Origin of the sequence: Streptomyces sp. NPDC052101, from assembly GCF_040680235.1 — a bacterium.
Taxonomy (GTDB): Bacteria; Actinomycetota; Actinomycetes; order Streptomycetales; family Streptomycetaceae; genus Streptomyces.
The window spans coordinates 81,360-93,801 of the sequence record NZ_JBFAWH010000021.1; the positions used below are offsets into that span (position 1 = coordinate 81,360).

Below are 12,442 nucleotides of genomic sequence, written 5' to 3' on the forward strand. Positions count from 1 at the left end.
GAATCCCCTGCGAAAGAAAGGTGATGACAGTGTTCGACGTGGACCGGTACCTGGAACGGATCGGCTGCGCCGGAGAAACCGGTGTCGACATCGCGACGCTGCGAAAGCTGCACAAGAAGCACCTCATGGCGATTCCGTACAACGGCGCCACCCAGGATTTCCGCGACGGTGTGCACCTCGTCGACCTCGACGAGGACGCCACGTTCGACACGAGCATCGTCCAGGGGCGGGGCGGGACCTGCTTCCAGCTGAACCGGCTGTTCGCTCGGCTGCTGAGGGAGCTGGGCTACGACGTCACGGTGCTCGCGGCCAGCACCGCCGAGGGCCGGGAGGCGTCCGGGCTCGACGTGGAGCACATGTTCATCCGCGTCGCCCTGGACGGCGAGGACTGGCTCGTGGACGTCGGCTACCCCGGGCCCTCCTACATCGAGCCGCTGCAGGTCTCCGACGCGGTGCAGAGGCAGTACGGATGCCAGTACCGCCTGGTCGAGCGCGGATCCAGGATCGCTCTACAGCGCCGCGGCAGGATCACCCGGTGGAGCGTCGTCTACACCTTCACGACGCAACCCCGGCAGTGGAGCGACTGGCAGGACATGGAGGACTTCCTCGTCCGGGAGATCACTGCGGACGCCGGGCCGCCGGACAGCCAGAAGATCCTCTGCGGCCGGACTCTCGAGGACGGTCAGGTCGTCCTGAAGGGACGACGGCATCTGACGGTCCGTGACGGCCGCGAGGAGATACGCACCATCACGGGCGACGACGAGCACGACCAGCTGGTCTCCCAGCTGCTGTCGGGCGAACTCAGGTGAATCGCACCCCGATCACCGAGCGCGCTGGTCAAACGAATCGGGCACCAGAAAGGGAGAACGATGCCGAAGGAAACAGCCGATGTGGTCGTGATCGGCGCAGGGCCGGCCGGTTCGGTCAGCGCCTATCTGCTCGCCAAGCAGGGGCACTCCGTGGTGCTCCTGGAGAAGGAGACCGACCCCCGGTTCCACATCGGTGAGTCCCTGCTGCCGTACATGATGGGCCTGTTCGAGCGGATCGGCCTGCGCGAGGCGGTGGAGGCCCAGGGCTATGTGCGCAAGTTCGGCGGCGAGTTCATCGACCCGACCGAGAAGAAGTTCTTCGAGGGCGTCTTCCGCGCGGACTTCACCAAGCAGGGCACGGGCCGGCACGACAACGCCTTCCAGGTCGAGCGGCGCAGGTTCGACCGGATGCTCGCCGAGCAGGCCGAGGCCGCCGGCGCGAAGGTCGTCTTCGGCGCGAACGTGAACGAGCTGCTCATGGAGGGCGACCGCATGGTCGGCGTCCGCTACGAGCGCGACGGCGAGTCGCACGAGGTGCGCTCCGCCTATGTGATCGACGCCAGCGGCCGCACGGGCAAGATCGCCCATCGCTTCGGGCTGCGCAAGACCCTTGAGAAGCTCCGCATGGTCGCGGTGTTCCGGCACTACAGCGGGCTCGACGAGCGCCACAACCTCGGCGTCGAGGGCGACATCCAGGTCGGCGCCCACGACGACGGCTGGGTGTGGGCCATCCCGCTGACCAAGGACACCATCAGCGTGGGCACGGTCATGCCGCGCGACGTGCTGCGCGCCTCGACCCCGGAGAAGGTGTTCGAGGAGCATGTGGCCCGGGTGCCGCGCATCGTCGCCCGCCTGACCGGCACGCAGCCCTCCATGGACTTCAAGATCGAGACCGATTACTGCTACCACACGGACACGGTGACCGGCCCCGGCTGGCTCATGGTCGGCGACGCCGGCTGCTTCGGCGACCCCATGTTCTCCGGCGGCGTCCTGGTGGCGACGGCCACCGCCGTCCGCGCGGCCGAGACCCTCGGGGAGGCCCTGGCCGACCGGTCGGCGGAGGAGCGCCTGCTGGAGCGGTACTCCAACTACTTCAAGACCGGTTACGACACCTACATCCGGCTCATCCACGCCTACTACGACGGCGAGCTGGTCGCCATGGCCGCCGACGCCGCCCGCTCCACCGACCGCGACACCCTGGAGAGGTACCTCATCCGGCTGATCGGCGGCGACTTCTGGAGCGAGCACAACTCGGTGGCCCAGGAGATGCGGCGCCGCAAGGAGTGGGACACCTTCGAGCCGTTCCAGCGCGTCTACGGCTGCCCCTCCTACCCGCACCTGGACGAGATCGACCGCAAGGAGCGGTCCGAGTCGCGCGTCCGCCGCGTGACGGCGGGCCGGTAGGGACGTCGACGTCATGGCATCCGTTCCGCTGCGCCTGCGAGATCATGCGTACGACGTGCTCATCGGCCCCGGAGTACGTTCCTCCCTCGCCGAGGTCGTCCGACAGCTGGGCGCCAAACGGGCCGTCGTCGTGTCGGCCCGCCCCGAGGAATGGGTGCCCGACACCGGCGTGGAGACCCTGCTGCTGCCGGCCCGCGACGGGGAACGGGACAAGACCCTCGCCACGGTGGAGGCGCTGTGCGGGGAGTTCGTACGCTTCGGACTCACCAGGTCCGATGTCGTCGTCTCCTGCGGCGGCGGGACGACCACCGACGTGGTCGGTCTCGCCGCGGCCCTCTACCACCGCGGCGTGCCGGTGGTGCACCTGCCCACGTCACTGCTCGCCCAGGTGGACGCCAGCGTCGGCGGGAAGACGGCGGTGAACCTGCCCGCCGGCAAGAACCTGGTCGGTGCGTACTGGCAGCCGAGCGCGGTCCTGTGCGACACGGACTACCTGTCCACCCTGCCGCGACGGGAGATGCTCAACGGCTACGGCGAGATCGCCCGCGCCCACTTCATCGGCGCGCCGGACCTGCGCGCACTCCCGCTGGCGGACCAGATCGCCGCCAGTGTGAGCCTGAAGGCCCGCATCGTCGAGGCCGACGAGCGCGACACCGGCCTGCGGCACATCCTCAACTACGGCCACACGCTGGGCCACGCGCTGGAGAGGGCGACCGGTTTCGCCCTGCGCCACGGTGAGGCGGTGGCCATCGGCACGGTCTTCGCGGGCCGGCTCGCCGGTGCCCTCGGCCGTATCGCCCCGGCGCGGGTGACCGAGCACCACGACGTCGTCCGCTCCTACGGGCTGCCCGCCGCGCTGCCCGCCGAGACCGAGCCCGCGGCCCTGATCCGGCTGATGCGGCACGACAAGAAGGCGACCAACGGACTCGCGTTCGTCCTCGACGGACCCAACGGCGCGGAACTGGTGGACGACGTACCGCACGAGGCCGTCGCACGCGCCCTCGACGAGATGCCCCGCACACCCCTGGCCGCCCTCATCGACACCCCCGCCCCGACCACTAGGGCACACCCATGAAACAACTCCAGTGGCCACCCGACACCACCGGACCGACCCACATCACCGCCCTGGCTGAGGCCGCCGACCTGACTGAGGCCGCTGGTCTGGCCGACGCCGCCGGCCTGGCCCACATCACCGCCCTGCCCGACGCCGCTGGTCTGGCTGAGGCTGCCGGACTGCCCGACGCTGCCGGTCTGGCTGACGCCGCCGGCCTGGCCCACATCACCGCCCTGCCCGACGCCGCTGGTCTGGCTGAGGCTGCCGGACTGACCGACGCTGCCGGTCTGGCTGACGCCGCCGGGCTGGCCCGCATCGCCGGTCTGGTCGACGCCGCCGGTCCCGCCGACACCACCGGGCTGGCTGGCATCGATGGACCGGCTGGCGCTGCCGGACTGGCTCGCATCGCCGGTCTGGTCGACGCCGCCGGCCTGGCCGACGCCACCGGGCTGGCCTACATCGCCGGACTGACCGACGCCGCCGCCCTGACCGACGCCGCCGGGCTGGCTCACATCGACGATCCCGTCGGCCCCGCCGACGCCGCCGGTCCGACCGATTCCGACGGGCTGGCCGATGCCGCCGGGGCGACCCGCACCCACGGGCCGGTCGACACCGACGGGCTGCCTGACGCCGAGGGGCTGGCCCGCACCGCCGGTCCGGTCGACGACGCCGGACCGACCGACGCCCCTGGGCCGGCTGACAGCGACGGGCGGGTCGACAACGACGGTCCGGTCGGCGTCGACGATCCGGTCGGCAGCGGCGGGGCCGTCGGGTGGGTGCTTGGCAGGAGGCTGGCGGATGTGCTGGCTCGGGATGCCGTGCAGCAGCCGGGCTGGCCGGAGCCGGGGCGGGTGCGGGAGGCCGTGGCGCTGTTGCGCCGGGCCGCGCCGATCGTGACGTCGGACGAGACGGCACGGCTGCGCGGTGAACTCGCCGCGGTCGCCCGGGGCGAGGCGTTTCTCCTCCAGGGCGGCGACTGCGCCGAGTCCTTCGCCGAGAACACCGAGGCCCACCAGCGGGCCAATCTGCGCACGCTGGCGGGGATGGCCGACGTCATCGCGCGCCGTACCGGAGCGCCGGTCGTCAAGGTCGCCCGGATGGCCGGCCAGTACGCCAAGCCCCGCTCCCGGGCCGTCGACGACGGGGGCCTGCCCGCGTACCGCGGCGACATGGTCAACTCCGCCGAGCCCACGCGGGCGGCCCGCACCCCCGACCCCGGCCGGATGCTGCGCGCCCACGCCGCCGCCTCGGACACGATGGCGCTGATACGGCGGCTCGGCCGTAGCGGCATGCCCGATCCGCAGGGGGCGGGCGGCGGCGGCATCTACGTCAGCCATGAGGCGCTGCTGCTCGACTACGAGACGTCCTCGCTGCGCGCGGACCTCAGCGGGCCCGAGCCCCGCCTGTCCAGCGGGCTCGGGCACTTCCTGTGGATCGGCGAGCGCACCCGCCAACTCGACGGCGCGCACATCGCGTTCGCGGCACTGCTGGCCAACCCCATCGGCCTCAAGATAGGCCCGGGCACCACTCCGGAGCAGGCCCTCACCTATGTGCGCCGGCTCGACCCGCACGCCGAACCCGGGCGGCTCACGCTGATCAGCCGCATGGGACACACCCGCGTCCGGGACGTGCTGCCGCCGATCGTGGAGAAGGTCACCGCCTCCGGTCACCAGGTGATCTGGCAGTGCGACCCGATGCACGGCAACACCTACACGTCGGCGAGCGGACACAAGACCCGGCACTGGACCGCGATCACCGACGAGATCACCGGTTTCTTCGACGTGCACCGGGCGCTCGGCACCCACCCCGGCGGCCTGCACCTGGAGGTCACCGGCGACCACGTCACGGAATGCGTCGGGGGCACCGCGGGACCGGTGGAGGCCGACCTGCCCGCCCGCTACCGCACCGCCTGCGACCCCCGCCTCAACGCCGACCAGGCGCAGGAACTGGGCCAGATCGTCGGCGAGTTGGCGGCGGGCGGAGGCAGAAGCGGGGGCAGGAGTGGGGGCACAGAGCGGGAGGGCAGGCTGTGGTGAGTGGACACCCTCCCGTCAGGACCATCCAGGGCACCACCCGGCTGTACGCCGTCCTGGGGGACCCGGTCGCCCAGGTCCAGGCACCCGCGCTGATGAACCCGGTCCTCGCCGAGCTGCACCGCGACGCGGTGGTCGTCCCGGTGCACGCCCGGCCGCAGCACCTGGAAGCCGTCGTACGCGGCCTGCAGCAGGTGGAGAACCTCGACGGCATGTTCGTCACCGTGCCGCACAAGGCGGCCGTCCGCCACCTCGCCGACCGGTGCGGGACAACCGTGGACATCGTCGGCAGCGCGAACGTACTGCGCCGCGAGGCCGACGGCACCTGGCTCGCGGAGAACTTCGACGGATCGGGCTTCGTGGCGGGCCTCGTCGGGGCCGGACACGAACCCCGGGGCAGCCGCGCGGTGCTCGTCGGCGCGGGCGGTGCGGGCAGCGCCATCGCCGCCGCGCTCCTCGCGGCCGGCGTCGACCGGCTCGGCGTGTACGACACGGACACCGCGAAGCTCACCGCGCTGGCCGCCCGGCTCGACGGGCACTGGCCGGGCCGGGTGCACACGCTGAGCGGACCCAACCCGCGGGACGCCGACCTCGCCGTCAACGCCACACCGCTCGGGCTGCGCGCGGACGACCCGCTGCCGTTCCCGCTGGATTCCCTGCCGCCGGGCTGCGTCGTGGCCGACATCATCATGAAACCCCGCGAGACCCGGCTCCTGCGCGAGGCCGCCGCACGCGGCCACCGTATCCATCACGGTATTCACATGCTCGAGGGACAACTGAATTCCTATAGGGCTTTCTTCGACCTTCGGTGAATTCCGCCGACCACTACCGGATCAAGGGATGTCACGGCCTCGGCAGGGACCTACTTTGGACCTGTTGTTCAGCTGTTGTGTGCCCTGCATCGAGCCACATCCAGTTCTTTGGAGAATCATGAACGTGCGACAGGCGCCGGAATTCCCCCAGTGGCCGCAGTACGACGAAAAAGAGCGGGAAGGCCTCATCCGCGCACTCGAGCAGGGCCAGTGGTGGCGCATGGGCGGCAACGAAGTCGACTCCTTCGAGCGGGAGTTCGCCGAACTCCACGGTGCTCCCCACGCGCTGGCCGTCACCAACGGAACCCACGCGCTGGAACTCGCCCTGCAGTGCATGGGCGTCGGCCCGGGCACCGAGGTCATCGTCCCGGCCTTCACCTTCATCTCCTCGTCGCAGGCGGCACAGCGGCTCGGCGCGGTCGCGGTCCCGGTGGACGTCGACCCGCACACCTACAACATCGACGTGGCGGCGGCCGCGGCAGCCGTGACACCGCGCACCCGGGCCATCATGCCCGTGCACATGGCGGGCTTCCTGGCCGACATGGACGCACTGGCCGACCTCTCCGCCGACACCGGGATACCGCTGCTCCAGGACGCCGCGCACGCCCACGGCGCCCGCTGGCGGGGCAAGCGCGTCGGCGAGCTGGGCACCATCGCCGCGTTCAGCTTCCAGAACGGCAAGCTGATGACCGCGGGCGAGGGCGGCGCCGTCCTGTTCCCGGACGCGGAGACCTACGAGACGGCGTTCCTGCGGCACAGCTGCGGACGGCCCCGCACCGACCGCCGCTACATGCACCAGATCGCCGGCAGCAACCTGCGCCTCAACGAGTTCTCCGCAGCGGTTCTGCGGGCCCAGCTCAGCCGCGTGGAGGACCAGATCACCACCCGTCAGCAGCGCTGGGCCGTGCTCTCCCCGCTGCTCGACGCGATCGACGGCGTCGTACCGCAGCGCGCCGACGAGCGCACCGACTTCCCCTCGCACTACATGGCGATGTTCCGCGTGCCCGGCATCGGCGAGGAGGACCGCAACGCCCTGGTCGACCGGCTCGTGGCGGCCGGCGTGCCGGCGTTCGCGGCCTTCCGCGCCATCTACCGCACCGACGCCTTCTGGGAGATGGGCGCCCCCGACGAGACCCCGGACCAGATCGCCGAGCGCTGCCCCCACACGGAGGCCATCAGCCGGGACTGCGTCTGGCTGCACCACCGCGTGCTGCTCGCCGGCGAGCAGGACATGCACCGGACGGCCGAGATCATCGCGGACGCCGTGGCCGCCGTATGAGCGTCAGGGCAGCCGTCGTCGGGCTCGGCTGGGCGGGGCGGGAGCTGTGGCTGCCCCGGCTGGCCGAGCACGCCGACTTCGACGTGGTCGCCGTCGTGGACCCCGCACCGGCGGCGCGGGCCGCACTCGACGCGGCACCGGGCGTACCCGTGCACCCGACGGTGGACGCGCTCACCGCCCGCGCGGTCGACCTCGCCGTCGTCGCCGTACCCAACCATCTGCACGCCCGGGTCGCGGCCGAACTGCTCGGCAAGGGCATCTCCGTCTTCCTGGAGAAGCCGGTGTGCCTGACCTCCGGCGAGGCCGACACCCTGGCCGCCGCCGAACGCGCCGGCGGCGCCACGCTGCTCGCCGGCAGCGCCGCCCCGCACCGCGCCGACGTGGCCGCCCTGGCGCGCCTGCTGCCGGAGCTGGGCCGTGTCCGCCATGTCGACCTGTCCTGGGTGCGGGCGCGCGGCATCCCGCACGCCGGCGGCTGGTTCACCCAGCGCAGCAAGGCGGGCGGCGGTGTCCTCCTCGACCTCGGCTGGCATCTGCTCGACACGCTCGCATCCCTGCTCGGCCCGGCCCGCTTCACCCAGGTCGCCGGCGTCACGTCGAACGACTTCGTGGGCGCCGGCGCCTGGAGCGCGGCCTGGCGGCAGGACGAGCCCGCCGCCGGCACCGCCGGTGACGTCGAGGACACCGCCCGGGGCTTCCTCGTCCGCGACGACGGCGTCTCCGTCTGCCTGAGCGCCGGCTGGGCGTCGCACGAGGCGCGGGACGTGACCCGTATCCAGGTGACGGGCAGTGCCGCGACCGCCGAACTGAGCTGCACCTTCGGCTTCAGCCCCAACCGCGCTCCGCACGCCCTGCTGACGCTGACCCGCGAGGGCACCACGACAGCCCTGCCGGTACCGGACGAGCCCATCGGCAGCGAGTACCGGCGGCAGCTGGACGGCCTCGCCGCCGCCCTCGCCGACCCGAACCGGCGCGGCAGGGCCGTCAGCGAGGCCCGTACGACGGTCCGTGTCATCGAGGACTTCTACGCGTCGGCCCGTCGCGCGCACCAGCAGACCGCCGTGCCCGTCCATCAGGCCGTGCCCGTCCATCAGTAGGAGGAGAAGAAGCCGGTGATATCGCCAGTTTCGACGCAACGAGCCCACATCCCGGGCCTGGACCGGGCCACCGCCCCCGAGGCGGGCCGCCCGGCGACGGCGACCCGGACGCTCCCGCCGGTGAGACGCGCCGTGATCTTCGATCTGGACGGGGTCCTCGTCGACAGCTTCGCGGTGATGTACGAGGCGTTCGCCATCGCGTACAAGGAGGTCGTCGGCGACGGCCCGGCGCCGTTCGACGAGTACCGGCGCCATCTGGGGCGCTACTTCCCGGACATCATGCGGATCATGGGCCTGCCCCTGGAGATGGAGGAGCCCTTCGTCCGCGAGAGCTACCGGCTCGCCTCCCAGGTGCCGGTCTTCGACGGCGTCGTGGAGCTGCTCACCACCCTGCGGGTGCGCGGACTCAGGCTCGCCGTGGCCACCGGCAAGAGCGGGCAGCGGGCGCGCTCGCTGCTCGACCAGCTGGGGCTGCTGCCCTTCTTCGACCATGTGATCGGCTCGGACGAGGTCGCCCGCCCGAAGCCGGCCCCGGACATCGTGGAACACGCCCTCGACCTGCTGGGCTTCTCGCCCGAGCAGGCCGTCATGGTCGGTGACGCACCGACCGACATCGCCAGTGCCCACGGCGCCGGTGTGACCTCGGCCGGCGCGCTGTGGGCGCTGTCCGAGACCGGCGAACTGCTCGCCGCCGAGCCGGCCGTCGTGCTGCGCCGCCCCGCCGACCTGCTGGCCCTGTGCCCGTCCGTGCCCGGCGACTGAGGATCGGCCGGACGGCATGGAGAGGGCACATCACCTCGGTGTCGACATCGGGGGCACCAAGGTCGCGTTGCGGGTGGAGGCCGGCGCGAGCTGTGTGGACGAGACCGTCTTCACCTGGCGGCCACGGCACAGCGCCGCCCACGACCTGGCCCAACTGGCGGACCGCATAGGCGAGTTCCTAGGCGGGCTGGCGACGCCCCCGAGAGCGGTGGGCGTCGCGATGCCCGCGACCGTCGGACCCGACGAACGGATCACCGCCTGGCCGAGCAGGCCCGAGTGGACCGGCACGGACCTGGGCGCGGCACTGCGCGCCCTGTTCCCCGGCACCGCCGTCGCCTGGGCGGACGACGGCGACCTCGGCGCCCTCGCCGAGGCACAGGCCGCCGGCTGCACGGACCTCCTCTACCTGGGGGTCGGCACGGGCATCGGCGGCGGCCTCGTCCTGCGCGGCGAACTCTGCCCGGGCCTCGGCCGCGGATCCTTCGAGATCGGGCACACGGTCGTCGAGCTGGACGGTCCGCGGTGCGTGTGCGGACGCCGGGGATGCCTCCAGGCCATCGCCTCGGGCCCGGCCACGCTGCGCCGCGCGGCCCGGCTGCGGGGGAGCGACGTCACCTTCGACGAGCTGCGCCAGGCCTGGCAGGCCGGACACCCCTGGGCGGTCACCGCCCTCCGCCGCACCTGCCGCGCCCTGGCCACCGCCGCGACCAGCGTCCAGGAACTGCTCCACCCCCAGCTCCTCCTGATCGGAGGCGGCTTCGCGACCGCCTTCCCGGGCTTCGACACCCTCGTGTCCGAACAGCTCGCGGAGCTGTCCCGCCCGGGCCGGCCCCGGCTCGGCGTGCGCCCGGCCGCACTGGGCGGCCTGTCCTCGCTGCGGGGCGCACTCGCGCTGGCCCGGCTGATCCGGCCCTGAGACCGGGGCCGCCGAGCTGTGCTAAGGTTCAAGAGTTGCAGTTGTGGTACCCATGAACCTATGTGCGCCTGACGGGAATGTTTCTCCTTCAGGCGCATTATTTGTTTTCCGGCATCTCCGGATGGGGCCTCTGCCTACAGAAGGAGAAGGTCATGGCACAGGGAACCGTGAAGTGGTTCAACGCCGAAAAGGGTTTCGGCTTCATCGCGCAGGACGGCGGCGGCCCCGACGTCTTCGCGCACTACTCGAACATCGCGACCCAGGGCTTCCGTGAGCTGCAGGAGGGCCAGCGGGTCTCCTTCGACGTCACGCAGGGCCAGAAGGGCCCGCAGGCGGAGAACATCGTCCCCGCCTGATCGCCGGACGCGTATCCACTCACCGGGGTCCGCACCGTCATGGTGCGGACCCCGGTTTGTGCTGTTTCCAGGAAGGCAGATCACTGCATGTCCCGCAGACCCCAGAAGCCGAACCGCCGCGCCTCGTCACCCCCCGCGTCCGCGTCGTCACCGCGTGAGTTCCGGCTTCCGGAAAACACGACACCCGCACTTCCCGCCGTCGAGGACTTCGCCGCTCTGGACATGCCCGCGGGGCTGCTGAAGACCCTCACCGCGCAGGGCGTGACCACGCCCTTCCCCATCCAGGCCGCCACCCTGCCCAACTCGCTCGCCGGCCGTGACCTGCTCGGACGGGGACGCACCGGCTCCGGCAAGACCCTCGCGTTCGGGCTGGCGCTCCTGGCCCGCACGGCCGGACTGCGCGCGGAGCCCAAGGCACCCCTCGCCCTCGTGCTGGTGCCCACCCGGGAACTCGCCCAGCAGGTGACGGACGCGCTGACCCCGTACGCGACTGCGGTGAACCTTCGGCTGGCCACTGTGGTCGGCGGGCTGTCCATCACCAAGCAGGCAGGTACGCTCCGACGCGGCGCCGAGGTGCTCGTGGCGACTCCCGGCAGGCTCAACGACCTCGTGGAACGCGGGGACTGCGTGCTCGGCGACGTACGCATCACGGTGCTGGACGAAGCCGACCAGATGACCGACATGGGCTTCCTGCCGCAGATCACCAAGGTGATCCAGCAGGTACGGCCCGACGGACAGCGCATGCTCTTCTCGGCCACCCTGGACCGCAACATCGACCGCCTGGTGCAGCGGTTCCTGACCGACCCCGTGGTGCACTCCGTGGACCCGTCCGCGGGTGCGGTGACCACCATGGAGCACCATGTGCTCCACATCCAGGACGAGACCGACAAGAAGGCCGTCACCACGCGCATCGCGGCCCGTGACGGCCGGGTCATCCTCTTCCTCGACACCAAGAGGTCCGCCGACCGGCTCGCCAAGCGGCTCCTGGCTGTCGGTGTCCGCGCGGCGGCACTGCACGGCGGCCGCTCCCAGCCGCAGCGCAACCGCACCCTGGAACAGTTCAAGAACGGCCAGGTCACCGCGCTGGTGGCGACGAACGTCGCGGCCCGAGGCATACACGTCGACGACCTCGACCTCGTGGTGAACGTCGATCCCCCCACGGATCACAAGGACTACCTCCACCGCGGCGGCCGCACGGCCCGCGCCGGCGGCTCCGGCAGCGTCGTCACGCTGGTCCTGCCCGAGCAGAAGCGGGACGTCACCCGGCTCATGTCGGACGCGGGCATCCGCCCCCGGACGGCCCGCATCACATCGAGCGACGCGGAACTGGCCACCATCACCGGCGCCCGCGAGCCTTCCGGCGTCGCCGTCACCATCGAGGTCCCCCAGCCCGCGACGCCGACCGCGTCCCGCCCGGAGGGGAAGACCGGTACCAAGCCCGGCGGACGATCCGGGCGCCGACGCCGAAGCGGCGGCGGGGCCAAAGCGGCGACAGGCGCTGCCGCCGGGACGGCGGGCCGGGGCGCCGACCGCCGGGCGGGATCCGGCCCGGCCCAGGGCGGTGCCGCCGCAGCGGGCGGCCGCGGTCTTGACCGCCAGTCCGCGACCGGTGCGGCGACGGGCGCCGCCTCCGGCAAGGCCGTCCGCGGATCCGGCCGACGCACGGCGAACGGCGGAGCCACGGGTGGCGCTGCCGGGACCGGCGGCCGGGGCTCCGCGCGCCGGGGCGGCCGCCGCACCTCTGCCACGTAGCGCCGTCCCGTGCGCGGGGCACGGTGCGGGCGTTGGCGTGTGGGGGCCAAGAGGCCGATGCGAGTGGAAGCGTTGAACTCCGGCATATGCGCCATAACAACTTCACTACGGTGAAGGCGGATCGGAGCCGGAAACACGGCATTCGGCAATCTTGGAGGGATCAGTACC

Annotated in this window: 11 protein-coding genes; all 11 read left to right on the forward strand. The window is 72.1% G+C overall.

Going from position 1 to position 12,442, the window contains the following annotated elements; translation table 11 throughout:
* Positions 1-23: 23 nt before the first annotated feature.
* The 11 genes from AB0L75_RS30865 to AB0L75_RS30915 all read left to right on the forward strand — a co-directional run bounded on the left by AB0L75_RS30865 (position 24) and on the right by AB0L75_RS30915 (position 12,274).
* On the forward strand, positions 24-809 hold the full coding sequence (locus AB0L75_RS30865; protein ID WP_365187451.1) for an arylamine N-acetyltransferase: 786 nt from the start codon (positions 24-26) through the stop codon (positions 807-809).
* A gap of 60 nt (positions 810-869) precedes the next feature.
* Positions 870-2,213 (forward strand): NAD(P)/FAD-dependent oxidoreductase, encoded by a 1,344-nt coding sequence (locus AB0L75_RS30870; protein ID WP_365187454.1) that lies wholly within the window; start codon positions 870-872, stop codon positions 2,211-2,213.
* 13 nt (positions 2,214-2,226) lie between these two features.
* On the forward strand, positions 2,227-3,288 hold the full coding sequence (locus AB0L75_RS30875; protein WP_365187457.1) for a 3-dehydroquinate synthase family protein: 1,062 nt from the start codon (positions 2,227-2,229) through the stop codon (positions 3,286-3,288).
* Positions 3,285-5,303, forward strand: coding sequence for a 3-deoxy-7-phosphoheptulonate synthase (locus tag AB0L75_RS30880; RefSeq protein ID WP_365187460.1), 2,019 nt, complete (start codon positions 3,285-3,287; stop codon positions 5,301-5,303). The genes AB0L75_RS30875 and AB0L75_RS30880 overlap by 4 nt, the downstream gene beginning before the upstream one ends.
* Positions 5,300-6,112, forward strand: coding sequence for a ThiF family adenylyltransferase (locus tag AB0L75_RS30885; protein ID WP_365187463.1), 813 nt, complete (start codon positions 5,300-5,302; stop codon positions 6,110-6,112). The genes AB0L75_RS30880 and AB0L75_RS30885 overlap by 4 nt, the downstream gene beginning before the upstream one ends.
* 118 nt (positions 6,113-6,230) lie before the next feature.
* Complete coding sequence (gene rifK / locus AB0L75_RS30890) at positions 6,231-7,391, forward strand: 3-amino-5-hydroxybenzoate synthase (protein WP_365187466.1); 1,161 nt, start codon at positions 6,231-6,233, stop codon at positions 7,389-7,391.
* The gene (locus tag AB0L75_RS30895; RefSeq protein ID WP_365187469.1) at positions 7,388-8,488 is read left to right on the forward strand and encodes a Gfo/Idh/MocA family oxidoreductase; all 1,101 of its coding nucleotides are present in this window, start codon (positions 7,388-7,390) and stop codon (positions 8,486-8,488) included. The genes rifK and AB0L75_RS30895 overlap by 4 nt, the downstream gene beginning before the upstream one ends.
* Positions 8,489-8,608: 120 nt before the next feature.
* On the forward strand, positions 8,609-9,250 hold the full coding sequence (locus AB0L75_RS30900; RefSeq protein ID WP_365187589.1) for an HAD-IA family hydrolase: 642 nt from the start codon (positions 8,609-8,611) through the stop codon (positions 9,248-9,250).
* Positions 9,251-9,266: 16 nt separating this feature from the next.
* Positions 9,267-10,166, forward strand: coding sequence for an ROK family protein (locus AB0L75_RS30905; RefSeq protein WP_365187473.1), 900 nt, complete (start codon positions 9,267-9,269; stop codon positions 10,164-10,166).
* A 152-nt stretch (positions 10,167-10,318) separates the two neighbouring features.
* Complete coding sequence (locus AB0L75_RS30910; RefSeq protein WP_031161015.1) at positions 10,319-10,522, forward strand: cold-shock protein; 204 nt, start codon at positions 10,319-10,321, stop codon at positions 10,520-10,522.
* An 87-nt stretch (positions 10,523-10,609) separates the two neighbouring features.
* On the forward strand, positions 10,610-12,274 hold the full coding sequence (locus tag AB0L75_RS30915; protein WP_365187477.1) for a DEAD/DEAH box helicase: 1,665 nt from the start codon (positions 10,610-10,612) through the stop codon (positions 12,272-12,274).
* Positions 12,275-12,442: the final 168 nt, after the last annotated feature.